A 26,923-nucleotide genomic window follows, 5' to 3' on the forward strand; every position below is an offset into this window, starting at 1 on the left:
TCCGTCCCATTTGCTATGCAGCCCTCTGCCTCTCAGGCGAGCGTTATGGGACATCTGATTCGTTTTGGAGTGCTCGCCACGCCAATACAGACGCACATTAAGTATAGTGCGGCCGTCGCCTGGGGTCGGGATGCCGTCTCAGCGTTTGACCGACAGATCCGTCTGGGTCATGCGGCTACGGATCGTGAACACCCCGTCGCCCGAGAGAATCGCGCTGCGAGCAAACAGTCGACCGCTTTCCCAGTTCGAAAGACCCAGTTCCGGCTTGTTCAGCGCGTATTGCCCGTCGACCCAGCGGGTAATTCCGTTGCCGACAAAAGGTGCGTTGACCGCGTTGTAGAAGCGTTCCTGAGCCTCGGCATCCTCACTGATCAATGACACGGTGAACTGCGGGCTATAGCGATTGAACAACGCGATGGCGCTGTCCAGGTCATCGACGATCTTCAGGCTGACTTCCGGGGTTTCTTCCCATTCCCACTCGCGGCCCAACTGATCCTCGGGCAGCGGTTCGGCCAAGGCTTCGGTTTGATAGCCTTCGGCGCGATACACCTCAACGCTTGCGGTCTGCCAATCGGTCGGCAAGTATTGCTCGCTGCCCTCGACGATGTGCAATTTGCAGCCCTGTCCCCGTGCGGTGCCGGCCTGTTGCAGCGCGTCCAGGAACAGCGGCAGCAATTCGGCGACACGGTCACGGTGGATCAGGCAGACGTTCAGGGTGTTGCAGACTTTGCGATCCAGCGAATTGCGCACCACCGCGGCAAAGCGCTTGGCGTCGGCAACCTTGTCGGCAATCAGCCAGGCGCCACCGGTACCATGCAGGCTGACGGCGGTGCCAGCCTGTTGGGCGATGCTACCCAGTTGGCTGACGGCACGACCCGAACCCCGGGCCACCGCCAGCGACAGGCGCCGGTCGGCGAACATCGCCCAGCCGGCGGCGTGATTGACGCTTTCCACCAGCGACACCGCGCCGGTCGGCAACCCGGCGTCGCTCAGTGCCGGATTCAACGCGTGGGTGACGATGGCTTGCGCCGTGCCTAACGCATCGCTGCCGATGCGCAGCACCGCCGTGTTACCCGTGCGCAACACACCCGCGGCGTCGGCAAAGACGTTCGGTCGGCCTTCGAAGACGAAAGCGACGATGCCCAGGGGCGAGACCACTTGCTCGACCTTCCAGCCGTCATGCTCGACGCAACTGACCATTTTGCCGCGCGTGGCCGACGCATCGCGCCAGGCCCTGAGGCCGGCGATCATGTCGCGGCGCATGCGTTCATCCGCCAGAAGCCGCGTGGTGGAGCGTCCGCGCGCCTTGGCCCGTTCGATGTCGGCCAGGTTGGCGGCTTCGATCGAGGCCCAGCAGTCAGGATCTTCCAGGCGTTGCGCGAAGCGATCAAAGAACTCGCTGATGGCTTGGTCCGAGACCGCGGACATTGCGCTGAAGGCCGCTTCGGCACGCTCGATAGCAATGGCCGCCGCTTGCTGGTCAGCCACCGGGATCAGCAGCAACTCGCCGCTGACCTGCTCCACCAGCAAATGGTCCCCGGGCTGAAAGCGCGCGGCCAGTTCGGGGCTGACCACAGAGACACGATTCCCGGCGAAAGGGATAGGCGTGCCAGCGACTAGACGTTCGAGCGCAAGAGACATGAAGCGGTTTCACCATGCGATGGGCGGCCGGAAAATGTATAGGAAAATCCCTGGATCGTCATTAACCGCACGCCTGACCGGAATCGACAACCCGGCAGCCCGTCACCCCTACGCTAAAAGACCACTGTGACCCGGCACCACCGTGTCTAGAACACCGACCAGCCAATCCGCTGACTCAGCACCTCCAGCGCGGCCATGCCTGCGAGGGAGTTGCCGGCGGTGTTCAACTCCGGTGACCAGACGCACACCGTGAATTGCCCCGGCACCACCGCGACAATCCCACCGCCCACGCCGCTCTTGCCGGGCAAACCGACGCGATAGGCAAAGTTGCCGGCTTCATCGTAGAGGCCGCTGGTGGCCATGATCGAGTTGACCTGCTGGGTCTGGCGCGCGCTGAGGATCTGTTCGCCGCTGTGTTTGCAGAAACCGTCGTTGGCCAGAAAACAAAACGCCCGGGCCAGATCCACGCAGGTCATGCGTAGCGCGCAATGGCTGAAGTAACTGCGCAACACGGCTTCGACGTCGTTATGAAAATTGCCGAAAGACTGCATCAGATAAGCCATGGCAGCGTTGCGCGCCCGATGCAGGTATTCGGAATCGGCGACCTTGCCGTCCACCATGACTTGCGGGTTGCCGGACAGCCGGCGGACAAAGTCGCGCATGGACAACGCCGGCGCGGCAAAGCTCGCCCCATGGAATGGCGGGGACACTGACGCTAGACGCCACTGGTCGGTGCTGGATCACACAATCTCAAAAACACCGCCCCCCTTGTGGGAGCGAGCAAGGGATCAATGGTTTACGTATCAGAGTGTGTACAGTTGCGCCCCCGACACACCCCGCCCCTAAAACCCCGCGCCAAAGACACATCGCAGATACACCTGTTTGATGAAATGTGCCTGTCGATTGGCCTCGCCGGTCAAAGCGCTCAACTCACTCAATACTACGGAGTATCACCCTGTTCAAGCTCTCGACTTCTTCTTTGACCCTCGACCTGATCATCGCTGGCGGCCTGGCCTTGTCCTCAAGTGCGGCGCCGGCGAGTAACCCCCTGCGTGGGGCGCGCCGCTGCCCCACTCCCCTGACTGAACGGAGATCAAGTCCATGACCACCTCACTCTCATCGGCCGTGAAAGGCCTGCACCTGAACCTCGACCGTGCCGGCAGCTGGGTCGCGCCGCTGACTCTGCGGGTGTTTCTCGCCTGGGAGTTCTTCGAGTCTGGCCTGGAAAAATTCAATGGCGAAAATTGGTTCGCCGATATTCAGGACAGCTTCCCGTTTCCCTTCAACCACGTGCCGGCCACGCTGAACTGGGAACTGTCGATGTGGGCCGAACTGATCTGCGCCCTTGCCATACTGGTCGGCCTGGGAACGCGGATCTCGGCAATCATTTTGATCCTGGTCACGGTCGTTGCGACCGCTGCCGTTCACTGGCCCGCCGATTGGTCTACATTGAGTGAGCTTGCTCAGGGTTACGCCATCAGCAACAAGGGTCACGGCAACTTCAAGTTACCGTTGATCTACCTCGCGGCCTTTATGCCGCTGTTGCTCTCGGGTGCCGGCAAGCTTAGCCTCGACGCGCTGCTGGCTCGATTTTTCTGGCGTCGTAATAATTGCTCAACACCAGCACGCCGATAATGCCTCGCGCTTCACAAGAACGGAGCAATCGTACGTATGCAGGCACTCCCAAGCTTCCAGGCCACACAACCCCAATAAGCTTCACCCCACTCACATGCGAAGACAGGAGCCACCATGAGCGTGACCACCCAATGGATCGAGATCGACAGCCCCGACGGTAAATTCGGCGCTTACCTGGCAATTCCGCACACCCGCAAAGGCCCGGGGATCGTGTTGATCCAGGAAATCTTCGGCGTGAATGAACACATCCGCTCGGTCGTCGAGCAGTACGCCGCCGACGGCTACCTGGTGATTGCACCGGACCTGTTCTGGCGCAGTGGCCCGCGTATCGAACTGGGCTACGACGAAGCCGGCTGGAAAAAAGCGGTCGAGTTGATGAACGCCACCGACATCGGCAAGGCGCAAAAAGATATCGAACTGGCCATCGACGCCTTGAAAGCCCAGCCCGGCCTGGACGGCGGTATTGCTTCCATCGGTTACTGCTTTGGCGGCCTGCTCTCGTACCACACCGCCGCCAATGGGCTGGTGGACGTGGCCATCGCCTACTACGGCGGCGGGATCCAGAATCATCTGGACCGCGCCGATGAAATCGATGTGCCATTGCTGATGCACTTCGGTGAAGCGGACAGCCACATCCCACTGGAAGCCGTGGAGAAAATCGCCGAGCGTTTCGATACCAACGATAACGTGGAAATAGTCGTGTATCCGGAAGCCGAACATGGCTTCAACTGCTCGCACCGCGACAGCTACAACCAGCGCGCAGCGGTTGAGGCCCATGGCAACACGCTGATCTTTTTGGGTATGGAACTGTAAGGCCAGACGAACAAAAAGGGGACTTCCAGAGTCCCCTTTTTTTCATCTGCCGTTTAACGGCTGACTTCTTCCACTGTATCGGTCACCGCCCGCTTCGGATGAGCACTGCGCTCATGCACATGGGCAGTCGGCGCACGGTCGATCAGCAGGCTCAACAGTTCCGGACGGCTGTAGTGGCCGCGCGAATCCACCTTTTAAGACACCACAGACCTGTAGGAGCCAGGCTTGCCGGCGAAGGCGTCTTAGGAATCGCCTTCGCCGGCAAGCCTGGCTCCTACAAAGCAGAGCGTGTCGTCAGCCTCGATTGGCGCGTTGAATGACCTGCGGTGGGTTCCTCAATCGACAGCGCGGGCTTCAGGTTCTGCTTGGCATAAGCCAGCGCAGCCTGGATGCGATCGGTCTTGGGCTCAAGTTCGAGCATCACTGAAAACTGCGACTGCCCTCCCGCTGCCGGTGGTACACCACCAATTGCCGCGCCACCCGCCGCACTTCCGCACCCAAGTCGCTTTCAACCAGGGCCAGCGCCAGATCGACGCAGGCGCTCATGCCCAGGTGGCATGACTGATTTAACAACCACTGACTTCGCATCGCAAGATGATCGTCATTGCACGCTTTTGGGGTGAGCGTTCTCACGCTACGCCGACGACCCGCTGATCAGGGCGCTGCGACTGTCGCTGACCGGTATCGGCGGCTCGGCCATTGTCGATGCGTTGAACTATGCGAAGTTCTAGCAACAACGCGTATTGCATTTTCCACGGCCGAAGCGGGCTTCCTGACGCTCACGAAAAAACGCCGAATAGCTCATGACCGGCTCGCCGGGATGATTAAGCGCCATCTGCGCCACGTAGTTGTCGTAATCGGGCACGCCAACCATTAAACGCGCACCTTGGCTGATGAATCTGGCGACCTGCTGCAGTCTGCGGTACATGGCAAATCTCTCTATGAGTGTGGGCCTGGCCCATGAAACCGCACTGATGTATCTGCAATGTGTCAGCAGTATCAAAAGCAGTGACGCTCAACACCGGCTCGTTCTCACGCTAGGCTGAAGAGTAACGACATCGTGAAAGGAAGCGTTCGAGATGCAACTCATCACGTTGAAAATCGATAAACCGGAAGCGACGAACTTTATTTTAGGCCAGACGCACTTCATCAAGTCCGTCGAGGACATCCACGAAGCGTTGGTCAATGCCGTGCCAGGTATCCGCTTTGGCGTGGCCTTTTGCGAAGCTTCCGGCAAATGCCTGGTGCGCTGGTCTGGCACCGATACCGCCATGATCGAACTGGCCCAGAAGAATGCGACAGCCATCGCCGCAGGGCATAGCTTCATCATTTTTCTCGGCGATGGTTTCTATCCGCTGAACGTGTTGAACACCGTCAAAATGGTGCCAGAGGTGTGCCGTATTTTTTGTGCAACGGCCAATCCGACTGAAGTGATTCTCGCCGAGACGGAACAAGGGCGAGCGATTCTGGGCGTCGTTGATGGCTTCTGTGCCAGTGGTATTGAAGGCGAGGAAGACATCCTGTGGCGCAAGAACCTGTTGCGGCAGATCGGCTACAAACTTTGAGCACCTTGCGCTAACCATGCGCTGAACGTCACACCATTCAGCGCCTTACACCTTACGCCTGAGAGGCTTTTTGGCGGCCTGCCGCTGTAGCGGCAGATAGGGCCCAGTACGAAGATCACGAACACAGCACAGGTCTCACGGCCAGGAGCTGCCGGTGGTCGTTGCATTTCGCTTGTCACCGGCGTTTGACTAAGCTGAACAAATCGGTACGAAGGAGACGATTATGTATGCGGTTATAAGAACCTACTCGGGTCCCGGCGCAAAGCAGCTTTTCGATGTTTTAGAGAAGCAAAAGGCCGACGTCGAAGCTGCCCTCCGTAAAGTCGCTGGCCTCGCAAGCTACACACTGCTACCTCTCGGTGATGGCGGTATGTCAGTGACTGTTTGCACGGACAAGGCTGGCACCGATGAGAGCATGAAAGTCGCTCGCGACTGGATTCAGAAAAACGCCTCGCACATCCACGCGAACCCACCGGTCGTCACGGAAGGTCCGGTCATTGTGCAGATCAATTAGCGCGCCCTGGCGATCCCTCACGACAATATCGCTGTCGCCGTCATTGCTTTTGCCGGTCCTTGGCACTGCGCAGCCAGCTACCCGCGTGGACATTTTTACCTGCTTGTGCAGCAGAAATTGTGAGTAACGTGGCGTTGCTATCAGTCATCGGGAGACCCGCTGTTGCGATGAATGACGCTTGGCTTTCTCGGTTTTGTACTGATCTACGCGTTGCATGGTGTGTTCACCGGGCTTGCACATCACAATATCTATCTCTTCCTGCTTTATGGACCGGCCTCTCGACTGGTCATGTCGATTCTGCTGTTAGTCGGAATGCTGTCGTACCACCGCCCACCTGATACCGCGGACCAACGAATGAGGGCCCGCCCGTGGTTGACCTGGATAGGACTGTTCCTGCTGGTTGACGTGGCAGTGGCGTACGTCGCGAATTCGCCGATCGCCGGCAATCTCGCGGTGCGCCTCTCAATGGAAGGTGGTGCCCTCGTTCTTTCCACATTGACCGTGACAATGCTCCTGTTGCGCCGTATCCGTTCGCCGCTGATGATGATTTTTGGCCGTAACCGTGTGGTCTTTTCCATCAAAACCAGCCTCCAACCTCTGCCCTGACCATCTGATGCTCTTTATGGGGTCGGCAATCCGGACGTTTACCAATCTCGGCTGGCAGATGTCGCTCATTACAGGCTCACACCCCTACCGCGCCGACCCACCACGCGGCTTATAAAAGAGGAACATCGAGGTCTCGGTGGTCTTGAGGTATTTCCTGGCCCAATTGGGTTTCACATTCCTGTCGTGGAAATAGATCGCGCCATGGGTTCGGTCGTTCAGTTGTTTGTTGAGCGCTTTGCGCCCGATTTCCTTGGCAATCGCGTATTGGGTTTCTTCCTGGGCCTGATCCGAGCGTCCATCACACCACCACGAAAACTGACAATTCTTGCTCTCAGACCCCTGCTTGACCACTGAGCATACCGTTTCCGGAAAACCCTCATGGCCCAGTCGGTTCATGACGACGCTGGCGACGGCTTCCATGTCGGCGGGCGATTTGCCTTTGGCTTCCCAGTAAATGGAACGGGCCAGACAGGTAATTGCATCGTCCATCGGCGACTGACCGGCCGGATCGACCGCCTGAACTTCGGATTTGGTGATGGTTTCGGACTTGGGTACCGATACATCGGTGCCCTTCTCCGCCGCTTTTTGTTCAAGGACCTCGGCCTTGTCTTCAGCCACTTCCTTTTTTTGCTCCTGCTCAGATGCAGTGGCGTGGCCGAAGACAAGGGTTATTGCGAAGCAGGCGGCTATCCAGATTACTCGCATGATCACCCCTTCCGACTGAATCGGGAGCACGCCACGCTGGCGACTTTGCTTGATTGTAGTTGCGGAAATTCATTCCTACAGATGGACAAAAAAACTGTATTTGGGCGCGAAAAGGCATTGCGCTCGCGGGGGTGAAATCGCGCATTATGGGCGCAGTCAGCTCAAGGGGATTTCCATGCGCTTCAAATCATCCGTTACGCGTTTTGCCACGTTGTCACTGGGTCTGTTGTTCGCCGTAAATGCGTTGGCAGTCGACGAGACACAACTGATTGATTCGATCAACGTCTACCGCAGCCAGGTGCAGCGCTGCGCGGGTCAGGTCTCGCAGGAACTGCCACCGCTGGCAGGCGATCCACGGTTGGCGCTGTCCGCCACCAGCATCGGCAATCTGCAGCAGGCGATGGCAACCGCGGGTTATCCAATGAAAAATGTACAGGCGATCAGCCTGTCCGGGCCGCGCGATGCGCCGTCGGCGATGAAAGCCATTCAGGAAAGTTTTTGCCAGATCGTGCTGGACCCGCAGTTCGTCGATGTCGGCGTGAGCCACCAGGACCGCGAGTGGCGCATCGTGCTGGCGCGTCCACTGTTGAGCGCACGCCTGGGTGATTGGCAAGCGGAAGGCCAGAAGCTGCTGGCCGAGCTTAACGCCGCGCGCACCCAGCCGCGCCAGTGCGGCACGCAATCCTTCGCCGCCGCCACGCCACTGACCTGGAACGCCACGCTGGCGACGGCGGCCGAGGAGCATGCCCGGTCAATGGCCAATAACAATTACTTCGATCACAAGGACCGCGATGGCCGTATGCCGGGTGACCGGGCTGAACTGGCGGGTTACAGCGGCGGGCAGATCGGCGAGAACATCGCTGCCGGGCAAGACTCTGTGCGCAAGGTGGTCGATGGCTGGGTGTCCAGCGCCGGTCACTGCGCGAACCTGATGAACCCTCAGTACCGGGAGTTGGGGGCTGCGTATGCGGTAGATCCGAAGAGTGATTCGGGAATTTACTGGACGGTCATGTTCGGGACGCCTTAAGCGCCCGTTTTTTTTGCCGGGTCATCCATAGTGATTGGGCGACCCGCCAAGTCACGAAGTACTGATGGGGCGCTTCACGACTCCGCCTGCACCACCTCGATCCCAAGCTTTCGATAGTCCTCGACATTGCCCGACGCCACATGACGCTCGGTGATCAGGGTATGGATGCGCTGACACGGCGCGACCACGAACGGCTCCACCGCCCCCAGTTTGTCGGCGGTGGTGACGGCAACGACATGGGAGGCACTGGCGAGCATCGCCTGTTTGACCGGCACCTCGTCGAAATGCAGGGAGCTGATACCGACTTCCGGGTGAATCGCGCAGACCCCGGTGAACAGCAAATCAGCCTTGATGCCCTCGATCAGCCGCAGGGTTTCATGCCCGCTCGCGGACAGGGTCGCGGGATTGAGTTGCCCGCCAGCCAGTATCACCGTGATGCCTTTGAATTCGGCCAAGGTGATTGCGATCACCGGGGACGCGGTAACGGCCGTGATGGAAATGTCCGACGGTAGCGATCGGGCGATCTGCAGCGTCGTGCTCCCCGAATCGAAAATCACAATCTGGCCGTCCTGTACCTGGCGTGCGGCGAGTTGCGCCAGGTGTGTTTTCACTTCATCGGTTTCGCTGACGCGGGTGAAAAAATCCTTGCCGGTGTCCCTGGGCCGCGGCAGTGCCCCACCGTGCACGCGCTGCACCAGTCCGGCGGTAGCCAGCTCCGCCAGATCACGGCGAATGGTGTCTTCGGACACCGCGAAATGCTGGCTCAACTCGGAGGCCATGACCTTGCCGTCACGTTCGAGGATCAGCAGGATTTTTTGTCGGCGCAGATGAGGGAGCTCGGCGGCTGAGTGTTGATGGTGCATGTTTTTGCCTGTTTTTGCGCGTAACTGCGTGTTTGTGCAAGACTAGCCAAAGCGCGGGATAAACACAAACCCACCGGACATCAATTCTTTCGATGATTCAAATCAGAAAGCCGAATTTTGAATTTTTTTGTGACCTGTTCAAGATGGCGCCATCACACATGCTTTGGATGAAAACTTCATGAATTTAAATTTTGCCTTTGCGTGCATGGTCGTCGTCTCGTTTGCTATTGCGTTGGGGCACGCCTGATCAGCTGAAACCAAGGGCGATGCGTTGCTGAAGGCCCCTTCACGCTGCGCCCAATTGCTGCGGCACGAGGCCGGGCTGGCGGATTATGGGAGCTCGCCGACTACCACAACGCCGTTGCCCACCATGAGACCGATGCAAACCGCACGCGTACTCGGCGGCCCGATTCCCGGGCGCCCCTGGATGTCTGCGGGTTACGGCCTCGGGCTGATGCAGGGCACGGTGGCAGGCGGCCTGATCTTGAACGGACACACCGGCGGCGGGCCGGGCAGCGTAGTGGCGGTCTATCGCTGCGTTGATGGCGACGACGCGGCGAGTTGTGCTGTTTTTCATGAAGGCGCCAACCAAGGTGTTGCTGAAGCAGACGTTGTCGAGCGCCTGTTGGCAGTCCTTGGAGCGCTTCGCGTGAGAGCTCGCAGCGCTGATTAGCCCTTCAACAGCATGTCAGCCTGGGGTTGAGTGTGATGGCGAGTGGATATCTGGCGGAACGTGATTATGCTTCAAGAAACCTTGCAGCGATGCGAGGCCGTCAGCCTGTGTGCATGCTTCGCGCAATTCGTCATCCGACGACATCAGCCCCAGGGCCTGGGTGCGGCAATAAAGGTAGTGAGGTACTCCGGCCTACAACAAGAGCAAGACGGAGAAGACTCATGGCCGCAATCGACAATACATCCACGGGCAGTGCGCCCCACCACGGGATGACCAAGGAGGAGCGCAAGGTCATCTTTGCCTCGTCCCTGGGCACCGTGTTCGAATGGTACGACTTCTACCTTTATGGCTCTCTCGCCGCGATTATTGCCAAGCACTTCTTCGCCGGCGTCAATGAGACAACGTCCTTCATCTTCGCGCTGCTCGCATTCGCCGCGGGGTTCGCCGTACGCCCCTTCGGCGCCATCGTGTTCGGCCGACTGGGCGACATGATCGGGCGCAAGCACACCTTCCTCATCACCATTGTCATCATGGGTATTTCCACGGCCATCGTGGGCTTTTTGCCCGGCTATGCGACCATCGGCGTGGCGGCGCCGATCATCCTGATCATCCTGCGCCTGCTGCAAGGCCTGGCCCTGGGGGGTGAGTATGGCGGCGCGGCGACTTACGTGGCCGAGCACGCGCCGAAAGGCAAGCGCGGCTACTTCACCTCGTGGATCCAGACCACCGCGACCCTCGGCCTGTTCCTTTCGCTGCTGGTGATCCTCGCCTGCCGCACCCTCCTCGGCACCGAAGCCTTCGAGGCATGGGGCTGGCGGATCCCCTTCCTGCTGTCGATCCTGCTGCTGATCGTCTCGGTGTACATCCGCCTGCAACTCAGTGAGTCGCCGGTGTTCTTGAAGATGAAAGCCGAAGGCAAGTCCTCCAAGGCGCCGCTGACCGAATCCTTCGCCCGCTGGGACAACCTCAAGATCGTGATCATGGCCCTGCTCGGCGGCACTGCCGGCCAGGCCGTCGTCTGGTACACCGGGCAGTTCTATGCGCTGTTCTTCCTGCTGCAGACGCTGAAGATCGACCCGCAGACCGCCAACTTGCTGATTGCCGGCTCCCTGCTGATCGGCACGCCGTTCTTCGTCATCTTCGGCAGCCTGTCCGACCGCATCGGCCGCAAAGGGATCATCATGGCCGGCTGCATTATCGCAGCGCTGACTTACTTCCCGATCTTCCATGCGTTGACCCAATACGGTAACCCCGACGTGTTCACCGCACAGGAGAAGAACCCGGTCACGGTGATCGCCGATCCTGACCAGTGCTCGTTCCAGTTCGACCCGGTGGGCAAGGCCAAATTCACCAGCTCCTGCGACCTCGCCAAGACGGTGCTGGCGAAGAGGGCCATCCCCTACAAGAACGAGAAAGCTGAGCCGGGCGCCGTCGCGCAGGTCCGCATTGGCAACAAGGTGATCCCGAGCTTCGAGGGCACCGGCATGCCGGCCGCCGACCTCAAGACTCGCAACGACGCCTTCACCGCCACACTCGGCACCGCCCTCAAGGACGCCGGCTACCCCGAGAAGGCCGACCCGGCCAAGACCAACTACCCAATGGTGCTGCTGCTCCTGACCATCCTGGTGATCTACGTGACCATGGTCTATGGCCCGATCGCCGCCTGGCTGGTGGAACTGTTCCCGGCGCGCATCCGCTACACCTCGATGTCGCTGCCGTACCACATCGGCAATGGCTGGTTCGGCGGCTTTCTACCCACGGTGGCATTCGCCATGGTCGCGGCCACGGGTGATATCTACTACGGGCTGTGGTACCCCATCGTCATCGCGGTGATGACGGCGATTCTTGGCATCTTCTTCCTGCCGGAAACCAAGGATCGGGACATTCATCACACCTAGGCTGGCACGTGCCCTCTCCCGCAAGGGAGAGGGCAATCCTTCCGTATTGAGTGTGTTGCATCGACCGCTTTGGACGGAAATGCGGACGGATCTATTTGTTCGGCTCGTTATGAGCGCAACACGCCAATCGCCCGCCAATACTTTTCAATGCGCTCCAGGTCTTCCCACGACTGCTGCGCAATCCGTGACAGATCGCTGTTCTCTTCAAGGTCCGCCAGTTTGACTACCCGGCCAATGGGATTCTGCGCCGCGCGTTCGACGATGGCCTCATAAGATTCACCCGGCACTTTAGTGACCGATTCGATGGCTGTCAGAACGACTTCGCTGAACCCTTCCTTGCGCAGGTCATCAAGGCTGATGCCGCAGTCTTCGACCACGTCATCCAGGATGTAAGGGTTTGCGCCCTTGTCGACCTGCCCCTCACACGACGGCGCAGCTCGACACTTTGCAGCCAGTCCAGGATGAACAGTGTGCGCTCGATCCGGCCCGCTGCTGGTGCGGCCCGTAGCTGAAGCACCTCCAGAAAGGCCGGAGTGTAGCGGCGCAGCGTGTTGAAGTTCTCGCTGACCTTCGCGGACCAGCTTGAGCAGGCGGTTCTGGTGGGTTTGCCGGTCGAGCCCTTCCGGCAGGGCCACCAGTTGGAAGATCTTCAGACGTTCGATGTGTTCCATCATGCGCCGCGAATTCGGTTTCAGCGGTGACTGTCGCAGCCAGGTCAACCAAGTGCTGTTACTACCCGCTTTGAGGGTCAGCTCGTCGAGCTTGTTGCTTTGTCTGTTTGCTGGGCTAGCTCGGTCAACTCGCGTAGTTAAGCCCTCAACCGAAGAGCATTACACGCGGCGTGCTGCATTCAAGGACCTTCTCAACACCATTAGTAATAGTTATCATTGGCATTAAGTTCTTTGGAGCGTATTCTTTTCGCGTTTGTACCTGAATTTGTCCATGTGGAGTCGGATTTGAAGCACGTCTACCCGGAAAAACAGCAGCAATTGCTCGCACGCTGGAGCGAAGCGCTTGGCACCCCAGCCTTCAGATCCTACCGGATCACCCTCGATCATTTGAGCGACGCATTAGCGCCCGCTTCGCAGCGCAGCTTTCAACGTCTGCTCCAGGCACTGTTTCGCGAAGGCCTGATCACCCCCGATGATTGCAAATACGACGAACACAATCGCTGCTGGTTGCCGCTGGACAATGGCGTCCAACTTTGCTTTGAACATTTGTCGGCAGGGCGGATGAACAGCTGGGACGTGCGTGGCAGCATTACTCTGCATAGCCCCTCCAGTTTGCCTCACAAAATCCAGCTGCCTTCCGAATTGCTGGCCCATCTCAGCACCCGGCTCAACCCGCCGGCCTCGAGCGAAGTGCTGCAGCGCCTGGCCGAGGAACTCGATGACAGTTTCAGCAATGACACCCTTTGCCTGGCATTCCATCACGGCTGGACACTGCAACTCAAAGAGCAGGTCGGTACGGAACATGGCGACAATCTACTGGCCTGGCTCAAAGCCAGCCCTTCGCAGCAGAACCCGACTTCACTGCTTGAACAGTGGGGCACCCTGGGGCACCCCTGGCACCCTAACTACAAGACCAAACTAGGTTTGAGCGCCTCCCAGGTCATCGCGTTCTCGCCGGAATTCGAAGCGAGTTTTCCGATTGTGCTGTGTGCGCTGCACCGTCAGTACGCCCACGTCGAATCACTGGCCGGGACCGGGGATTACCGGGACTGGTGGCAAGCCAACTTCCCCCAAGCCGCAGCGCAGTTGCATGCTGAACTACAACGCAGAGGGCTGGATATAAAGGATTATGTCCCGCTTCCCGCGCATCCCTGGCAGGCACATGAAGAGTTGCCGCGCTCGTTCGCCAACGAGATTGGCGATAATCTGTTGATCGTGACCGACATCGTCGCCTTTACGGGTCATCCCACCATGTCGTTCCGCACGGTCGTACCGGATGCCAGTCGCACCGCGCCGATGGTAAAGCTGCCGGTGGCACTGCGCCTGACCAGTGTGCAGCGTACCGTTTCGCCGCGCTCGGCGCGGATGGGGCCACGCATCAGCCAACTGCTTTTGCAAATTCTCGATCAAGAGCCGCAAATCCGGCGCTTGCTGAACATCGTGCCGGAGCGCATCGGCGTGCATTACGCCCCGCAACCGGTGAATGACGAACATTCACGGCATGCCGCGGTACTCTACCGGGACAACCCGTTGAGTTTGTTGCAGGCGGGTGAAATGGCTGTGCCGGTTGGCAGCCTGTTTGCCGTGGACGAACACCATCAACCGTTGCTTCGCCAGTGGGTGCGATTGGCCCAGGGCCGTGATGACAACGAGGCAATGCAGGCATTTTTCCGCGACTATCTAGCGATCGCCGTCCCGAGCCTGCTCGGCATTTACCTGATTTACGGCGTGGCCTTCGAAGCTCACCAGCAAAACAGCTTTATGGTGATGGGGGCCGACGGGCAGTTGAGTCACCTGCTGCTGCGTGACTTCGGAGACATTCGCATTGATCGCAAAGCCCTGCATGCCCACGGCCTCGATATCCAACTGCACGACCCGAAGATGACGCTGTACGACGAGTCCGGTTTTGTCCGAGACAAACTCCTGCACACCACCTTCATGTGCCACTTGGGCGAACTGGCCTTGCTTTGTGCACGTCATTGGAATGTGCCGGAAAGCCTTCTGTGGAATGAGCTGGCCACACAGGTCAGCCAGTGCTTCGACACACTGCGCGAACGGGTTGAACCGCAGCGTTGGGAAACCGAGCGTCAAGCGTTGCTCGAGCTCGACTGGCCGGCCAAGTCGTTCATGCGCATGCGTCTGCTGGACAGCCACGCGGACATCGTCGGACGCCTCAGCAATCCATTGAGTACGTTCGCCAATGGCCGCTAACGGCCGCGCGTTGCGCTTGTTGATAGTGATCCAGCTTATCTCCATGGGCGCCATGGAGATGAGCGGCCCGTTCTGGCCCTTGCAGATTCAGCATCTGCTCGGCCCCGAACAGGCGCGGCACACAGCCTTGCTGTCGGCGATGGTATACGCCGGGCCGATGCTTGCAGCCATGCTCCTGACGCCATTGTGGGGGCGGTTGGGCGATCGTACCGGGCACAAGCCGATGATCATCCGTGCATTGCTGGCGCTGGCCTTGTGCCAAGGGCTGGCAGCTATCACGCTTGACCCTTGGTTACTGGTCGCGATTCGAGTGATGCAAGGCGCATTGGCCGGGTTCCTGGCCGCTGCTCAAGCTTACGCCCTGGCCTGCTGCGACTGCTCGAGTCGCGGGCAAACGCTCGCGCGCCTGCAATCGGCAACCGCTGTCGGCTCGTTGGTGGGGCCGGTGCTGGGCGGTTGGCTGATGGATATCTCGGGCTTTGCCTTGCTCTGCTACGGCGCCATGCTGATTTGCCTGTTGTGTGCACTGGGCAGTTTCTTTCTGCCCGCCGATACGGCGCGGGCGTCGCACAAGAAAACACCCGCCAGCGTGGCTTTGCCCAAAGGCTGGCTGGGCGCAATCATGCTGGTGATCGTGCTGATCCAGGCCGCGAAGATGATGCCCCAGCCTTTCTATGCGCTGTATGTCGCCGACGTGCTGCAGGCCCCCGGATGGTTGATCGGCGCCACCTATGCCGCCAGCGCGGCGACCCTGGCTGTCTCCGCACCGCTGTGGGGGCGAATGTTCGATCGCTGGGAGTCGGCCTACACCCTGCGCGTCATCGAAGGCGTGGCGTGGCTGTGTGCACTGACGCTGGCCCTGACCGCCCTGGCCAACGAATGGATGGGCTTTCTCGCCACCCGATTGCTGTGGGGCATCTGGCAAGGGGCCTTGTTGCCAGTGGCCTATGCCTTGATCGCCAACACCGTTTCCTCCAGCCAGCAGGGTTTTGCCCTGGGCCTGGGCAACAGCGCGGCGAAAGCCGGGGCGCTGCTGGGAACCGTACTCGGCGGGATCGGCATGGGGCTGGTCGGGCTCGCCCATAGCTTCTGGCTGGTCGCCCTGACCTACGCCCTGGCCGCCTTGGGCATCCGCTGGGCAAGGGCATCCGCGTCGATGCCTCAGTCCTCTGTTTTTTCTACCACCACTCATCACAACTAAAAAAAGACCGTACCATGACTCGAACCAAACTCTCCGTGCTCATTCCGTTGCTCAGTTCCTTCAGCGCCCAAACCTGGGCCGAAGAAATCGAGCAGCCGGGCACCCTGAACATGCAAGCCACTGTTGTCTCGGCCACCCGCAGCGAAGCGAGCATCGCCTCGATTCCAGGCTCGGTGCAGGTCATCGACGAACAGCAGATCCGCGAACAAAGCGGTACCGGCCGCCGGGTCGCCGATATCCTCGGGCAACTGGTGCCGGGCATGGCACCCTCCAGCGGCGGGATGAGCAACTTCGGCCAGACCCTGCGCGGGCGCAACATGCTGGTGTTGATCGACGGCGTGTCGCAAAACGCCACCCGTGACAACTTCCGTCAACTCAACAGCATCTCGCCCGCCAGCATCGAGCGCATCGAAGTGGTGTCCGGCGCGAGCAGCATCTACGGTGCCGGGGCTTCGGGTGGCATCATCAACATCATCACCAAACGCAACCAGGGCCAGGACCTCGCCTTCAGCAGCAAACTGGGCCTGGGCAGCGGCAACAACCTCAATCCCAAGGGCTTCGCCTACGAGGCGTTTCAAAGTGCGACAGGCCGACAGGACGCCCTGGACTGGTATGTCTCGGCAGACCTGATCCAGCGCAACGACCAGTTCGACGGCAACGGCAAGCGCATTCCCCAGGACACCTCCCAGGGCAGCAACATGGACACCGAAACCTATGACCTGCAAGGTCGGTTCGGTTATGAGCTCGATGCCGACAAAAAAATCAACCTGTCGCTGCAGGACTACAAGGACCAGCAGGACACCGGCTACACCAAGGACCCGAGAAACCGCACCGAAGCCGTCGCGGTCAAGGGCTTGAAGCTCGACGACCAACCCTACACCCATAACCAGGCGGTCAACCTCAACTACACCGACAAGGATTTGTACGGGCAGGGTCTGCTGGTCGAAAGCTACTGGCGTCGTGCCGACGCGCTGTTCTTTCCCGACCTGGCGCGGGGCAGGGCCGGTGTCTCGGACAACAACAGCGTGCAAGATGTGTACGGCCTGCGTGCTGCCATCGACAGCCCGTTGCCGTCTATCGGCGATGCCACCGGCAATCTGGTCTGGGGCGCCGACTACGACCACGAGCGCTCCCGCCAGCGTGGCGATCAGTACCGGGTCAACGGCCTGAACTACACCAAGACGGGCACCACCTTTGAACTGGGGCCGGACATCGAAACCACCACCAAGGCATTGTTCGGGCAGATGTCTTGGGACATTGCCGACTGGACCCTGCGTGGTGGCATACGCCGTGAGTGGATCGAAAGCGAAGTCTCCGACAGCATCGCCTACGGTGAAATCGTTCAGACCGGCCGGCGCTCGACGTTGCCCGGTGACACCCTCAAGTATGACGATACTCTCTACAATCTGGGCGCGGTCTATCACCTGAGTGAAAACCAGGATGTGTTCGCCAACTTCAGCCAGGGCTTTTCGCTGCCGGACATCCAGCGTTTCATGCGCGATGTCAGCAGCACCTTCAATATCCAGAGCCTCAATGCCCAGGCAATCAAAGTCAACAGCTACGAGCTGGGCTGGCGTGGCACTTGGGATCAATGGCAGGCCGATGTCACCGTTTATGAAAACACTTCGGACGTCACCCAGTTCTACGACGCCAACGACCGCGTATTACGCCTGATCAACCAGAAGGAACGCGTGCGCGGCATCGAGAACAGCCTGACCTATCGCGCAACCGATCACTGGTCGGTGGGCGGCACTTACGCGTGGGCCAAGGGTGAAACCCAACAGAACGGCAAATGGATCGACCTGCCGGCCACCCGCATTTCACCGGCCAAAACCACGTTGTTCGTCGGCTTTACCGAGGACGACTACAGCCTGCGTCTGCAGGGCATGCACCTGTCCAGCTACGACGAGGCCGCCAAAGACAACAATGGCCGCGAAATCCAGGGCTATACCCTGGTGGACATGCTCGGCTCAGTGGAACTGCCGGTTGGCCGACTTGAGGGCGGGGTTTACAACCTGACCAACCGCACCTACCAGAACCTCTTCGCCCAAGCCAATGCCCGGGCGCCATTTGCCAACGCCGAAGGGCGTACGCTGAGCGTCAGTTACTCGGTCGACTGGTAACTCAAGAGGTACATAACTTGTAATCTGTCATCGTTTTTTGAACGATGACAGATTACAGGAGCTCGCTCGTCGGGAGTACTTCCCATCGACCGTATGATGCAGTCCCAAACCCACTCGCGTGGTCGTGCTTTGGCGGCACCGAATGCCGCCAGGAAGAGACCAAAATAGCTGGTGAGTTCAAACACTCAAGCGTCGCCTTATGCGTTCAAGCCGATCCAACCATGTATACCGACGCCATCGTGACCCATTGCGAAGAGCTAGGGACGTTCCCACATCGAGGGAACCAGCGGGACGATATACGCCCAGGTCTGCGTATCGCGAACTATCGCAAGCGGGCCGTGATTGCCTTTGCCGTTGATGCCAAGCAGGTTTCCATCTTGGGCGTTTTTTACGGTGGACAGGACTTCGAGGTCGCCTTGCAATTTGAGCCAGACTATTAGCGCGCAGCAGGGCTGGTGTTTGATCCACGGGCTCAGAGAGCCCGACGCCAACGTCAGAAAATCTTAGCGTACGATTTTTTCCGAATTCTGCGGGCTCCCCAATGAAATCTATCCCTGCATCCCTCCCATATTGCTGACTTGCGAACCACTCTGCGTGATTGTAGTTCGTGGACTCAAGGGTCTTCAGGTCTACAGATGAGCGAAGCAGATCGGCGCAGGTGACGGCAAACTCCCAAGGCTCTGGGTCGCTGCCGAGCAAGTGCCGGACAAACTGTCCGGCAAGTCCCTCGCTGACCAACCGTAGCCAGGGCCCGCCATGCGCAAGCAATGATGGACCTCATGAACGATTTGCCGATGCAGCGTGCCCGTGCGCAGGCTTGCCAAAATTCGGGTTGTCCGGGTCGGATAGTCATCGTGAACATGGTGCTTCGATAAGCCCGCCCCAAGAGGCCAATTTCAGGAATGGTCTCGCCAGGGAGCCTCTGAATCAACACATCAAGTCACGCAGGGGTAATCAGACGAGAGACCGTCTTGTAAGCGGCGTCCAATTCTCCGATCAAATCGGAGCGAAGTTCGGAAGGCTTCCTGAGGCTTCCAGCCAATGCAGTGTCCATACTTCGATTGTCACCTCTGAAAAGTTGCCACGAAGCCCAAAAACTCAGCCCAACAGATGCAGTGAGATGAGTTTCGAAATCTCGACCATCGACGTCTTCCCGGTGAATTCAAACTTCACTTTGCCCAGCGCCGAAAAGTAGATTTCCAGTTCAGAAGCCAGGTCGAAGGTGCCCGAGGTCTCCACGGAGTAGGCGACGATGTTTTTGTAAGGCAGTGAGGTGAAGTCTTTTTTGCTGCCGGTGATGCCTTGTACATTGACCGCGATGATTCGTTTATTGGTAAACACCACGCCGTCGCGCATGGATTTGTAGGCATCAATGACTTGCTCGCCGTCCAGCAGCAGCGCGGTGACTCGCTCTGCATACTCGTTGTTTTGCTTGAGCTTGAAAAAGCCTTTGTTGTTGACAATCGATCATCCGCCATTCCTTTCCTTAAAGAGTGTTCCCTGAATTGCCAGCGCGTGGCGCGGTGAGCATACCATCGGGTCTTCGCTTTTTGCGCCCCCTCCCGCAGCGGGCCTATAAAACGAATTGAACCCCACGCCTCATCGCGTTTTCGAAACCCTATAAGCGCGATCCTTGATCAAGTAAAGCGCCACTGGAGAGAAAATCCCGATGAACAGTAAACTGCTGTTTCTGCTTGCCAGCCTGAGTCCCACCCTGGTCATGGCTGAAGGCTGTGACGTGCTGACCCGCTCCCAAAGCCCTTCCGTTCCGGTGGTGGAATCTCATAGCTGCTATGAGTACGACGGCATGCCGGTGAGCGCCATCGATTGGTCATGCAGCAACGAGAGCAAAGACATGCTGGCCAGCACCAAGAAAAAAGTCGAACAGTGCGCCGATCATTCTCAGGCCACGTGTATCGCGAAGTTGACGCAAGAATCGCTGGCCAACCCTCACTCAACCAGCAAGGACAAGAACAGCAAATCGCTGAATATTCCCGACAATGCTCAGGTCACTACGTATTACTACAACGCTGAGCATTTGAGTCAGGCGAAGATTGATTGCGAGTCGGGCGGTGGTCACTGGAAAGCGAAGTAGCTGTTCAAGAACGCAACAGCCTCTTCACCATTGGAATGCAAGCGAGTTGCAGGCCGGAGGGCGAGTGGCAAATAGCCGTTTGATCACCGACGAAACCGCATCGCCGGTAAAACTGAGCAGCGTTTAACGTAGCGTCCAGTTTAACTTCCATCCGCCCAAAATCCCGTGCCAGGCATTCAAGGTAATCCAGAATGCGCTTGCCAACGACTGTCGAATGCCGTCCAGCAATCGCCGTGACGGGCTCGTTTAATCTCCAACATTTCAATCTCCGTTAGCCAGTGGCGGACAGAGAACTAAAAAGCCCCGTCCATTTCTGGCGGGGCCTTGGGAATGAGTCCAAGTCATTTGGCACTCTATGCCTGTCGTCTGTACTGCGCCTTACACGTTGCTTTTAATACCTGTACGTTCTCTGACTCCCACCAAAGTGTTGAACGCGCAAGTATCGAGCGGCCGGCTCAAGAAATAGCCTTGACCTTCGTCACACGACACCGCTTTCAGTAACTTCAGATGCTCGGCTGTTTCAATGCCCTCTGCGGTAACGGTGAGCGACAACGCGCGGCCCAAGCCCACAATGGCCTGGATGATCGACTTGTCACCCTCGCTTTCACCCAGCCTGTTTAAAAAGCTGCGGTCTATTTTCAAGCCATCGAATGGGAAGGCGCGCAGGTAGCTCAGCGAAGAATATCCCGTTCCGAAGTCGTCCATCGATATGCGCACGCCGAGGCGTTTGAGCGTACGCATTATCTCAAGCGCACCTTCAGCATCTTCGAGCATGACGTTTTCGGTAATTTCCAGCTCTACTCGGGCAGGATCGATTCCAGAGTCGAAGAGTATTTTCTGGAGGCGCTCTACCAAATTGCCTCGCTTGAATTCGATGGGCGACAGGTTAACTGATACGAACAGGCTTTCCGGCCACCGCGCGGCGTACCTGCAGGCGGTATCGATGACCCAGTTGCTCAAGGAAAGAATCAGCCCGCTTTCTTCCGCAATGGGGATGAACGTGTCGGGTGATATCAAACCACGTTCAGGATGTTGCCAGCGTACCAACGCCTCGGCACCGACCATCTGACCGTCAGCGATGCGATAGCGCGGTTGGAAATGCAACCGCAGCTCTCCGTGTTTGATCGCAAAACGCAGGTCGCTTTCCAAACGGCGGCGCTCAATGATCTTCGCGTTCATATCGCCTGCGTAAAAGCGCCATGTATTACGACCGCCGGCCTTGGCTTCGTACAACGCAATATCCGCATAGCGAAGCAGCTCCGTAGCCTCGCGAGCGTCATTTGGCGCCATTGCGATGCCAATACTGGCGCTGACGAACACTTCCTGCTCATCGATCTCGATAGGTCGCTCGATGGACTCGATCAGGCGGCGACATAGCGCCTCGACTTCTTGCTGGGAGCTCACATCGGTCAGGATCAGGACAAACTCATCACCCCCGACCCGGGCGACAAGGTCCCCGTGGCGCACGCAGTCAGCCAGGCGACTCGATATTTCGTTGAGTACCAGATCACCTGCCGCATGTCCCAACAGGTCATTCACCGGCTTGAATCGATCCAGGTCCAGACTGAGCATGACCAGCGGTTGTTTTACCGTTGGCAAAGCCTTGAGTTTACCGTCAAGAAACTCCTGAAGCCGTGTCCTGTTAGGCAACCCGGTAAGCGCGTCATGCTGTGAGAGAAATTCGATTCTGCGACGGGCTTCGACTTCCTCGGTGACGTCAGTTGCAGTACCCCGAAATCCTCCACCGGCCATTTCTCGCGCCGAAAGACGCGTGATTCTCTCTTGGCCTTTAGTATCCACGTAGCGGCACTGAACACTGATATCCGCGCGACGGTTCGGGATGCTGAGCCACTGAGATAACGTGCCTAATTCGGTGCTCAGCAGATCACCCATCGCCGCACCAATCCAAGCATCCCTGGAGAGCCCTGTTACATCCTCAAATCGCTCGGATAGATAGGTGAAATGCCAATCAGCGTCTATTTCCCATACCCAGTCCGAGCTGGCTTCAACGACATCGCGAAAGCGCGCTTCGCTGGTGGCGAGGGCAGCCTGACTGCTTTGCAGTGATGTGTAGCTGGTGTCAAGCGCCTGTGCACCCGCGGTCGTGCGACGCAAGATGGCCCAGGTCATCAGCCACACCAAGAGCGCGGCGATGCCGATCAATGGCAACCCTAGTCCCAATAACCGCAGACCTGGCCTGGACGGACGCCAGTGCACACTACCGGCAGTACCGTTCTCGCCCAATGGAAAGACAGACGTTTTGCCGATTTCGTCAGAAGTGGCGACGTGCAGGCCATTCACCCCGTAATCCCTGCCTATCGTCTCGAGTTTGGCGCTGTCCAGAATGTCGACGAACATCAACACCGACGGCGACCGGTCATCAGACTCCACTGTCGGGTCAGTTCCCGGCGTAATCGCCGCGGCCGCGACCAAGGCTGGAACGCCTCCAACGACAATGAAGGCGGTTGTCGGCGTTTCCGTTTCCGCGCCTTCACGAGCCTTTACGAGAATCGCGTCAATGGACTGCTCGAGCCACTCCTCGACTTCAACCGATTTCAACTCACCCTTGAGCACAGAGTAAACAGTGCGATTGACGTCGTTGATGACAAACACGCCCGGAAATCCAAAATCCGTGTAAAGCGGTGTCCCGACGTTTTGTCGTATGTACGCCCAGTCAGCGTCTATTTCAACATGCAGATGCTTGTAAGCATCGCCCCAAAATGCGTAGTCCTTGACGGTCGACCGCAGCGATTTTTCCAGCGATTGCATGGCCTTCTTCGTGTAAAAAGCACTTTCGACCTCCTCCGTTCGGTCTAAATCATGCGCAAGATAAACAAGTGAATAGCTGGCAAGGAAAAAAACGCCCGCCAAGAGACCCGCAAACTTGAACAGAGAAGCGCGTGCCAGCGATACGCTTGAACGGTCGATCGGTGTGCGGGGGATAGAAGGGAGATTGTTCGACATAGATTCCCGCTGGTCGTTGAGGCAAGTCGGCTGCATCTCAAGCTATCGGCTGCAGTTGCTGAAGGGTGAGTGACCATGCGTCACCCGGGCTCATCTCCCCGCTGCCGGTTACAGTTCAAGTCCTGCGCTAAGCTTCAGCACCGCCAACATCCGACCCGCCTGAGCGTCCAGCCCCAACTTGAAAAAGTTAGGCGAATGCGGCTTGATCGCCTTTAACATCAATTCACCACATGTCTCGTCGCCAGGATCCATTTATGCCGCTGAGTTTTCATAAGATGCACGCCAATGGCGATGACTTCGTTATTGTGGACTCGCGAAACTCGGACAATCCAATGACAAGTCTCATGGCTCGGCGAATGGGTGATCGGAACCGAGGCATCGGATTCAATCAACTCGCGGTGGTGCTCGATTGCGATGATGCCGATGCGCGCTTGATGTTTTGGAATGCAGATGGCTCCACGCTGGATGCCTGTGGCAGCGCAACGCGGGGCGCCGCAGATAGGCTGATGCGCGAATCAAATATGACGTCGATAGCGCTGCGAACCAACCGCGGTCTACTCACTTGCGAACGAACCTCAACCGGTGCAATTTCCGTCAACATGGGAGAGCCACTTTTCGGCTGGTCGGATATTCCCCTGGCTCTGGAACTGGATACTGCTGTTTTGCCCCTTGCCGGTGGCCCAACAGCTTGCAGCATGGGAAATCCGCACTGCACCTTTTTTGTCGATGATCTAACAGCCGTTGATATAGCGACAAACGGACCGACAATCGAAACCAACCCCCTATTCCCCCTCAGGACGAACGTGCATTTCGTCCAGATCATTAACCGAAATCACATTCGATTGCGCATTTGGGAGCGCGGGGGCGGTATTCCGCTCGGTTCAGGCTCCTGCTCTTGTGGCGCCGCTGTTAATGGCATTCGTCGTGGCTTGTTAGACCATTCCGTTGAGGTTGAATGTGATGGCGGAATCGTAACGGTTCAATGGGATGGCGTGGGACCTGTCTTTCTCATCGGACCGGTAGAGACAACTTTTTCGGGAACAATCACCGATAGCTTATTACCAGTTTTATAGCTGCTTTGGCATTGATCCCGTGACTCAACGCGACACCGACAACAAAGACGCCAGAAAGCGAACGTAGTCGGTGCCCAGCCCCAGGCAACGTTGGTTAACGCTTAACAGCCGCTTCAATCGCCGCGATGTCGATCTTTCTCATCCCCATCATGGCGTCGAAAGCGCGCTTGGCCACCGCTCGATCAGGATGGGTTATCGCGGCTGTCAGAACGCGTGGTGTGATCTGCCATGACAATCCCCACTTGTCCTTGCACCAGCCGCATACACTTTCCTGGCCGCCATTTCCGACAATCGCGTTCCACAAGCGGTCTGTTTCGGCTTGATCGTCGGTCGCAACCTGGAACGAAAAAGCCTCGGTGTACTTGAACGCCGAGCCGGCGTTCAGTCCCAGACAAGGGATGCCCATCACCGTGAACTCGACCGTCAAGACATCGCCCTGTTTGCCCGCCGGGTAGTCGCCAGGCGCGCGATGGACAGCGCCGACAACGCTGTCCGGGAACGTCTCGGCGTAGAACGTTGCAGCGTCCAACGCGGTGCCGTTGTAGCAGAGACTAATCGTGTTTTTGCTGATCATCCTGGTTCTCCAAAATGGGGCCAATACTTGAGCAGGATCACCCCCGAAGGTTTTCTCGCGGCCGGTCAGTCGCAAGAGGAGTGCTTGCGCTCGACCCGCCGACGAGCATGAAGCCGATGCCAGCGCCTAGCGCTCTGCATCAGTTATTTATACTCAAATGCCAGCTTAATAATATTTTACCGATACCAGGGTGATCCCTAGTCTTGACCCCAAGAAATGGCAGGCCGTTACCGACCTAAATCCAACTTCGAAGGGTATAGAGATGACCACAGAAAAAATAAAAACGGATACGCTGATTGTTGGCGCCGGTCAGGCTGGCGTGGCCATGAGTGAACACTTGAGCAAACTCGGGGTGCCGCACCTGGTGCTGGAGCGCAACCGTATCGCCGAACGCTGGCGCACCGGGCGCTGGGATTCGCTGGTAGCCAATGGGCCTGCCTGGCACGATCGTTTTCCCGGTCTTGAGTTCGACGACCTCAGCCCTGACGGCTTTGCCCCGAAAGAGCGGGTAGCCGACTATTTCGAAGCCTACGCCAAGAAATTCAACGCCCCCGTCCGCACCGGCGTGGACGTGCTGAAGGTTGAGCGCAATGTCGGTCGGCCGGGCTTCACCATCGAAACCTCTGAAGGCGTGATCGAGGCCAGCCGTGTGGTGGCCGCCACCGGACCTTTCCAGCGGCCGGTTATCCCGCCCATCGCGCCGAAAGATCAGCCATTCCTGCAGATCCACTCGGCCGATTATCGCAATCCAGCGCAACTGCCCGAAGGCGCTGTTCTGGTGGTCGGCGCCGGTTCGTCGGGCGTGCAGATCGCCGATGAATTGCAGCGTGCCGGCAAGAAGGTTTACCTCTCGGTCGGTGCACATGATCGCCCTCCCCGCGCTTATCGCAACCGTGATTTCTGCTGGTGGTTGGGTGTGCTTGGCGAATGGGATCAGGCCGCCATGAAACCCGGCCGGGAACACGTCACCATCGCTGTCAGCGGTGCGCATGGCGGCCGCACGGTGGACTTTCGTGGTCTCGCCCATCGCGGCATGACACTTGTAGGTCTGACCCAATCGTTCAACGGCGCCGTGGCCACCTTCCAACCAAACCTTGCCGACAACCTGGCACGCGGCGATGAGAATTATTTGGCGCTGCTCAATGCCGCCGATGCCTACATCAAACGCAATGGCCTGGACCTGCCGGAAGAGCCTGAAGCGCGCCACACCTTCGCCGATCCGGAGTGCGTGACTAACCCTATTCTGGAACTCGACCTGGCCAAGGCCGGCGTGACTTCGATCGTCTGGGCCACCGGCTTTGCCACGGATTACAGTTGGCTCAAGGTTGACGCCCTCGACGCCAATGGCAAGCCGCAGCATCAGCGCGGCGTGTCGAGTGAGCCTGGCGTGTATTTCCTCGGCCTGCCGTGGCAGTCGCGTCGCGGTTCTTCGTTCATCTGGGGCGTTTGGCACGATGCCAAGTACGTAGCTGATCACATCGCCATCCAGCGTTCCTACCTCGACTACCACGATGCGGCGCAACGCGAGGCCGAATCCGCCCCGGTCGCCCATAAAACCACTGTCAGCGCTTAAGACTTTTCAGGAGCTGCAAATGTCCACGCCAACCCATACCCGTATTCGCATGTTCAACACCAAAGAAACCTACCCGAACCAGAGCCTGGACAACGACCTGTGCCAGGCCGTCCGGGCCGGCAACACCGTTTATGTTCGCGGCCAGGTCGGCACTGATTTCGAAGGCAACCTGGTGGGCCTCGGTGATCCGCGTGCGCAAACCGAGCAAGCCATGCGCAACGTCAAACAGTTGCTGGAAGAGGCCGGCAGCGATCTCAGCCACATCGTGAAAACCACCACTTACCTGATCGATCCGCGTTACCGCGAGCCGGTGTATCAGGAAGTGGGCAAGTGGCTTAAAGGGGTGTTTCCGATTTCCACCGGGTTGGTGGTTTCCGCGTTGGGGCAGCCGCAGTGGTTGATGGAGATTGATGTGATTGCGGTGATTCCTGAGTAAGCAGGTTTACCGAGTCGCGGCCATCGCGAGCAAGCTCGCTCCCACAGTGGATCTTCAGCAAA

At 58.4% G+C, this 26,923-nt stretch carries 23 protein-coding genes and 6 pseudogenes; 16 read left to right on the forward strand and 13 right to left on the reverse strand.

Going from position 1 to position 26,923, the window contains the following annotated elements; translation table 11 throughout:
* Nucleotides 1–138 precede the first annotated feature (138 nt).
* Nucleotides 139–1,641, reverse strand: a complete 1,503-nt coding sequence (locus ACYZTR_RS16200; RefSeq protein WP_461972447.1) for an aldehyde dehydrogenase family protein — start codon at nt 1,639–1,641, stop codon at nt 139–141.
* 146 nt (nt 1,642–1,787) lie between these two features.
* A pseudogene (locus tag ACYZTR_RS16205) lies at nt 1,788–2,324 on the reverse strand (glutaminase); the annotation flags it as partial.
* A 418-nt stretch (nt 2,325–2,742) separates the two neighbouring features.
* Here ACYZTR_RS16205 and ACYZTR_RS16210 point away from each other — a divergent pair.
* Together ACYZTR_RS16210 and ACYZTR_RS16215 are read left to right on the forward strand one after the other, a co-directional pair.
* Complete coding sequence (locus tag ACYZTR_RS16210; protein ID WP_461972449.1) at nt 2,743–3,276, forward strand: HvfX family Cu-binding RiPP maturation protein; 534 nt, start codon at nt 2,743–2,745, stop codon at nt 3,274–3,276.
* A 114-nt stretch (nt 3,277–3,390) separates the two neighbouring features.
* On the forward strand, nt 3,391–4,089 hold the full coding sequence (locus tag ACYZTR_RS16215) for a dienelactone hydrolase family protein (protein ID WP_461972451.1): 699 nt from the start codon (nt 3,391–3,393) through the stop codon (nt 4,087–4,089).
* A gap of 53 nt (nt 4,090–4,142) precedes the next feature.
* On the opposite strand, the pseudogene ACYZTR_RS16220 reads toward ACYZTR_RS16215, so the two are convergent.
* From ACYZTR_RS16220 to ACYZTR_RS16230, 3 genes and pseudogenes are all read right to left on the reverse strand, one after another.
* A pseudogene (locus ACYZTR_RS16220) lies at nt 4,143–4,280 on the reverse strand (aliphatic nitrilase); the annotation flags it as partial.
* A gap of 140 nt (nt 4,281–4,420) precedes the next feature.
* Nucleotides 4,421–4,638: pseudogene (locus tag ACYZTR_RS16225) on the reverse strand (GlxA family transcriptional regulator); the annotation flags it as partial.
* Nucleotides 4,639–4,816: 178 nt separating this feature from the next.
* The gene (locus ACYZTR_RS16230) at nt 4,817–5,017 is read right to left on the reverse strand and encodes a YbdD/YjiX family protein (protein ID WP_461972453.1); all 201 of its coding nucleotides are present in this window, start codon (nt 5,015–5,017) and stop codon (nt 4,817–4,819) included.
* Nucleotides 5,018–5,168: 151 nt separating this feature from the next.
* Between ACYZTR_RS16230 and ACYZTR_RS16235 the strand changes: the two genes are divergently transcribed.
* The 3 genes from ACYZTR_RS16235 to ACYZTR_RS16245 all read left to right on the forward strand — a co-directional run bounded on the left by ACYZTR_RS16235 (nt 5,169) and on the right by ACYZTR_RS16245 (nt 6,774).
* Nucleotides 5,169–5,654 carry an adenosine-specific kinase gene (locus tag ACYZTR_RS16235; RefSeq protein ID WP_461972455.1) on the forward strand — a complete coding sequence of 162 codons (486 nt, stop codon included), beginning with the start codon at nt 5,169–5,171 and terminating at the stop codon, nt 5,652–5,654.
* A gap of 223 nt (nt 5,655–5,877) precedes the next feature.
* The gene (locus ACYZTR_RS16240; protein ID WP_008151518.1) at nt 5,878–6,168 is read left to right on the forward strand and encodes a hypothetical protein; all 291 of its coding nucleotides are present in this window, start codon (nt 5,878–5,880) and stop codon (nt 6,166–6,168) included.
* 171 nt (nt 6,169–6,339) lie between these two features.
* On the forward strand, nt 6,340–6,774 hold the full coding sequence (locus ACYZTR_RS16245) for a hypothetical protein (RefSeq protein WP_461972457.1): 435 nt from the start codon (nt 6,340–6,342) through the stop codon (nt 6,772–6,774).
* Nucleotides 6,775–6,858: 84 nt separating this feature from the next.
* On the opposite strand, the gene ACYZTR_RS16250 is transcribed toward ACYZTR_RS16245, so the two are convergent.
* A complete protein-coding gene (locus ACYZTR_RS16250; RefSeq protein ID WP_461972459.1) occupies nt 6,859–7,479 on the reverse strand; it encodes a cell wall hydrolase in 621 nt (206 codons plus the stop codon).
* Nucleotides 7,480–7,654: 175 nt separating this feature from the next.
* On the opposite strand from ACYZTR_RS16250, the gene ACYZTR_RS16255 reads away from it, so the two are divergent.
* On the forward strand, nt 7,655–8,506 hold the full coding sequence (locus tag ACYZTR_RS16255) for a CAP domain-containing protein (RefSeq protein ID WP_461972461.1): 852 nt from the start codon (nt 7,655–7,657) through the stop codon (nt 8,504–8,506).
* A 74-nt stretch (nt 8,507–8,580) separates the two neighbouring features.
* On the opposite strand, the gene ACYZTR_RS16260 is transcribed toward ACYZTR_RS16255, so the two are convergent.
* Nucleotides 8,581–9,369, reverse strand: coding sequence for a DeoR/GlpR family DNA-binding transcription regulator (locus ACYZTR_RS16260; protein WP_461972463.1), 789 nt, complete (start codon nt 9,367–9,369; stop codon nt 8,581–8,583).
* A 379-nt stretch (nt 9,370–9,748) separates the two neighbouring features.
* Between ACYZTR_RS16260 and ACYZTR_RS16265 the strand changes: the two genes are divergently transcribed.
* Together ACYZTR_RS16265 and ACYZTR_RS16270 are read left to right on the forward strand one after the other, a co-directional pair.
* Complete coding sequence (locus tag ACYZTR_RS16265) at nt 9,749–10,042, forward strand: hypothetical protein (RefSeq protein WP_461972465.1); 294 nt, start codon at nt 9,749–9,751, stop codon at nt 10,040–10,042.
* 221 nt (nt 10,043–10,263) lie between these two features.
* Nucleotides 10,264–11,940 carry an MFS transporter gene (locus ACYZTR_RS16270; protein ID WP_461972467.1) on the forward strand — a complete coding sequence of 559 codons (1,677 nt, stop codon included), beginning with the start codon at nt 10,264–10,266 and terminating at the stop codon, nt 11,938–11,940.
* Nucleotides 11,941–12,047: 107 nt separating this feature from the next.
* On the opposite strand, the pseudogene ACYZTR_RS16275 reads toward ACYZTR_RS16270, so the two are convergent.
* Together ACYZTR_RS16275 and ACYZTR_RS16280 are read right to left on the reverse strand one after the other, a co-directional pair.
* A pseudogene (locus tag ACYZTR_RS16275) lies at nt 12,048–12,377 on the reverse strand (GTP pyrophosphokinase); the annotation flags it as partial.
* 129 nt (nt 12,378–12,506) lie between these two features.
* Nucleotides 12,507–12,704 (reverse strand): annotated as a pseudogene (locus ACYZTR_RS16280) (hypothetical protein); the annotation flags it as partial.
* 192 nt (nt 12,705–12,896) lie between these two features.
* On the opposite strand from ACYZTR_RS16280, the gene ACYZTR_RS16285 reads away from it, so the two are divergent.
* The 4 genes from ACYZTR_RS16285 (at nt 12,897) to ACYZTR_RS16300 (ending at nt 18,586) form a co-directional block, all read left to right on the forward strand.
* Complete coding sequence (locus ACYZTR_RS16285; RefSeq protein ID WP_461972469.1) at nt 12,897–14,822, forward strand: IucA/IucC family protein; 1,926 nt, start codon at nt 12,897–12,899, stop codon at nt 14,820–14,822.
* Nucleotides 14,812–16,023 (forward strand): MFS transporter, encoded by a 1,212-nt coding sequence (locus ACYZTR_RS16290; RefSeq protein ID WP_461972471.1) that lies wholly within the window; start codon nt 14,812–14,814, stop codon nt 16,021–16,023. The genes ACYZTR_RS16285 and ACYZTR_RS16290 overlap by 11 nt, the downstream gene beginning before the upstream one ends.
* Nucleotides 16,024–16,037: 14 nt before the next feature.
* The gene (locus ACYZTR_RS16295) at nt 16,038–18,146 is read left to right on the forward strand and encodes a TonB-dependent receptor (RefSeq protein WP_461972473.1); all 2,109 of its coding nucleotides are present in this window, start codon (nt 16,038–16,040) and stop codon (nt 18,144–18,146) included.
* 221 nt (nt 18,147–18,367) lie between these two features.
* Nucleotides 18,368–18,586 (forward strand): hypothetical protein, encoded by a 219-nt coding sequence (locus tag ACYZTR_RS16300; protein ID WP_461972475.1) that lies wholly within the window; start codon nt 18,368–18,370, stop codon nt 18,584–18,586.
* 658 nt (nt 18,587–19,244) lie between these two features.
* On the opposite strand, the gene ACYZTR_RS16305 is transcribed toward ACYZTR_RS16300, so the two are convergent.
* A complete protein-coding gene (locus ACYZTR_RS16305; RefSeq protein ID WP_461979758.1) occupies nt 19,245–19,610 on the reverse strand; it encodes a PH domain-containing protein in 366 nt (121 codons plus the stop codon).
* A 205-nt stretch (nt 19,611–19,815) separates the two neighbouring features.
* On the opposite strand from ACYZTR_RS16305, the gene ACYZTR_RS16310 reads away from it, so the two are divergent.
* Nucleotides 19,816–20,241: a hypothetical protein gene (locus ACYZTR_RS16310; protein WP_461972477.1), complete on the forward strand. Its 426-nt coding sequence runs from the start codon at nt 19,816–19,818 to the stop codon at nt 20,239–20,241.
* A gap of 4 nt (nt 20,242–20,245) precedes the next feature.
* Here the strand turns inward: ACYZTR_RS16310 and ACYZTR_RS16315 are convergent.
* Together ACYZTR_RS16315 and ACYZTR_RS16320 are read right to left on the reverse strand one after the other, a co-directional pair.
* A pseudogene (locus ACYZTR_RS16315) lies at nt 20,246–20,446 on the reverse strand (GNAT family N-acetyltransferase); the annotation flags it as partial.
* Nucleotides 20,447–20,619: 173 nt separating this feature from the next.
* Nucleotides 20,620–23,205, reverse strand: coding sequence for a bifunctional diguanylate cyclase/phosphodiesterase (locus ACYZTR_RS16320; protein WP_461972479.1), 2,586 nt, complete (start codon nt 23,203–23,205; stop codon nt 20,620–20,622).
* 254 nt (nt 23,206–23,459) lie between these two features.
* Between ACYZTR_RS16320 and dapF the strand changes: the two genes are divergently transcribed.
* Nucleotides 23,460–24,278, forward strand: a complete 819-nt coding sequence (gene dapF / locus ACYZTR_RS16325; RefSeq protein WP_461972481.1) for a diaminopimelate epimerase — start codon at nt 23,460–23,462, stop codon at nt 24,276–24,278.
* Between the two features lie 94 nt (nt 24,279–24,372).
* Here dapF and ACYZTR_RS16330 read toward each other — a convergent pair whose 3' ends face one another.
* Nucleotides 24,373–24,852 (reverse strand): VOC family protein, encoded by a 480-nt coding sequence (locus tag ACYZTR_RS16330; protein ID WP_461972483.1) that lies wholly within the window; start codon nt 24,850–24,852, stop codon nt 24,373–24,375.
* Between the two features lie 262 nt (nt 24,853–25,114).
* On the opposite strand from ACYZTR_RS16330, the gene ACYZTR_RS16335 reads away from it, so the two are divergent.
* Together ACYZTR_RS16335 and ACYZTR_RS16340 are read left to right on the forward strand one after the other, a co-directional pair.
* A complete protein-coding gene (locus tag ACYZTR_RS16335; protein WP_461972485.1) occupies nt 25,115–26,425 on the forward strand; it encodes a flavin-containing monooxygenase in 1,311 nt (436 codons plus the stop codon).
* A gap of 19 nt (nt 26,426–26,444) precedes the next feature.
* On the forward strand, nt 26,445–26,861 hold the full coding sequence (locus tag ACYZTR_RS16340; protein WP_008027166.1) for a RidA family protein: 417 nt from the start codon (nt 26,445–26,447) through the stop codon (nt 26,859–26,861).
* The last annotated feature ends 62 nt before the right edge of the window (nt 26,862–26,923 follow it).

Source organism: Pseudomonas sp. Hz4, assembly GCF_054898165.1.

What these genes read in the sequence shown, in the direction of transcription:
- ACYZTR_RS16245 (WP_461972457.1), top strand. Translation starts at nt 6,340, where the DNA reads ATGACGCTTGGCTTTCTCGGTTTTGTACTGATCTACGCGTTGCATGGT.
- ACYZTR_RS16210 (WP_461972449.1), top strand. Translation starts at nt 2,743, where the DNA reads ATGACCACCTCACTCTCATCGGCCGTGAAAGGCCTGCACCTGAACCTC.
- ACYZTR_RS16265 (WP_461972465.1), top strand. Translation starts at nt 9,749, where the DNA reads ATGCAAACCGCACGCGTACTCGGCGGCCCGATTCCCGGGCGCCCCTGG.
- ACYZTR_RS16340 (WP_008027166.1), top strand. Translation starts at nt 26,445, where the DNA reads ATGTCCACGCCAACCCATACCCGTATTCGCATGTTCAACACCAAAGAA.
- ACYZTR_RS16230 (WP_461972453.1), bottom strand. Translation starts at nt 5,017, where the DNA reads ATGTACCGCAGACTGCAGCAGGTCGCCAGATTCATCAGCCAAGGTGCG.
- dapF (WP_461972481.1), top strand. Translation starts at nt 23,460, where the DNA reads ATGCCGCTGAGTTTTCATAAGATGCACGCCAATGGCGATGACTTCGTT.
- ACYZTR_RS16215 (WP_461972451.1), top strand. Translation starts at nt 3,391, where the DNA reads ATGAGCGTGACCACCCAATGGATCGAGATCGACAGCCCCGACGGTAAA.
- ACYZTR_RS16290 (WP_461972471.1), top strand. Translation starts at nt 14,812, where the DNA reads ATGGCCGCTAACGGCCGCGCGTTGCGCTTGTTGATAGTGATCCAGCTT.
- ACYZTR_RS16260 (WP_461972463.1), bottom strand. Translation starts at nt 9,369, where the DNA reads ATGCACCATCAACACTCAGCCGCCGAGCTCCCTCATCTGCGCCGACAA.
- ACYZTR_RS16320 (WP_461972479.1), bottom strand. Translation starts at nt 23,205, where the DNA reads ATGTCGAACAATCTCCCTTCTATCCCCCGCACACCGATCGACCGTTCA.
- ACYZTR_RS16240 (WP_008151518.1), top strand. Translation starts at nt 5,878, where the DNA reads ATGTATGCGGTTATAAGAACCTACTCGGGTCCCGGCGCAAAGCAGCTT.
- ACYZTR_RS16200 (WP_461972447.1), bottom strand. Translation starts at nt 1,641, where the DNA reads ATGTCTCTTGCGCTCGAACGTCTAGTCGCTGGCACGCCTATCCCTTTC.
- ACYZTR_RS16235 (WP_461972455.1), top strand. Translation starts at nt 5,169, where the DNA reads ATGCAACTCATCACGTTGAAAATCGATAAACCGGAAGCGACGAACTTT.
- ACYZTR_RS16310 (WP_461972477.1), top strand. Translation starts at nt 19,816, where the DNA reads ATGAACAGTAAACTGCTGTTTCTGCTTGCCAGCCTGAGTCCCACCCTG.
- ACYZTR_RS16270 (WP_461972467.1), top strand. Translation starts at nt 10,264, where the DNA reads ATGGCCGCAATCGACAATACATCCACGGGCAGTGCGCCCCACCACGGG.
- ACYZTR_RS16250 (WP_461972459.1), bottom strand. Translation starts at nt 7,479, where the DNA reads ATGCGAGTAATCTGGATAGCCGCCTGCTTCGCAATAACCCTTGTCTTC.
- ACYZTR_RS16295 (WP_461972473.1), top strand. Translation starts at nt 16,038, where the DNA reads ATGACTCGAACCAAACTCTCCGTGCTCATTCCGTTGCTCAGTTCCTTC.
- ACYZTR_RS16255 (WP_461972461.1), top strand. Translation starts at nt 7,655, where the DNA reads ATGCGCTTCAAATCATCCGTTACGCGTTTTGCCACGTTGTCACTGGGT.
- ACYZTR_RS16335 (WP_461972485.1), top strand. Translation starts at nt 25,115, where the DNA reads ATGACCACAGAAAAAATAAAAACGGATACGCTGATTGTTGGCGCCGGT.
- ACYZTR_RS16330 (WP_461972483.1), bottom strand. Translation starts at nt 24,852, where the DNA reads ATGATCAGCAAAAACACGATTAGTCTCTGCTACAACGGCACCGCGTTG.
- ACYZTR_RS16300 (WP_461972475.1), top strand. Translation starts at nt 18,368, where the DNA reads ATGTATACCGACGCCATCGTGACCCATTGCGAAGAGCTAGGGACGTTC.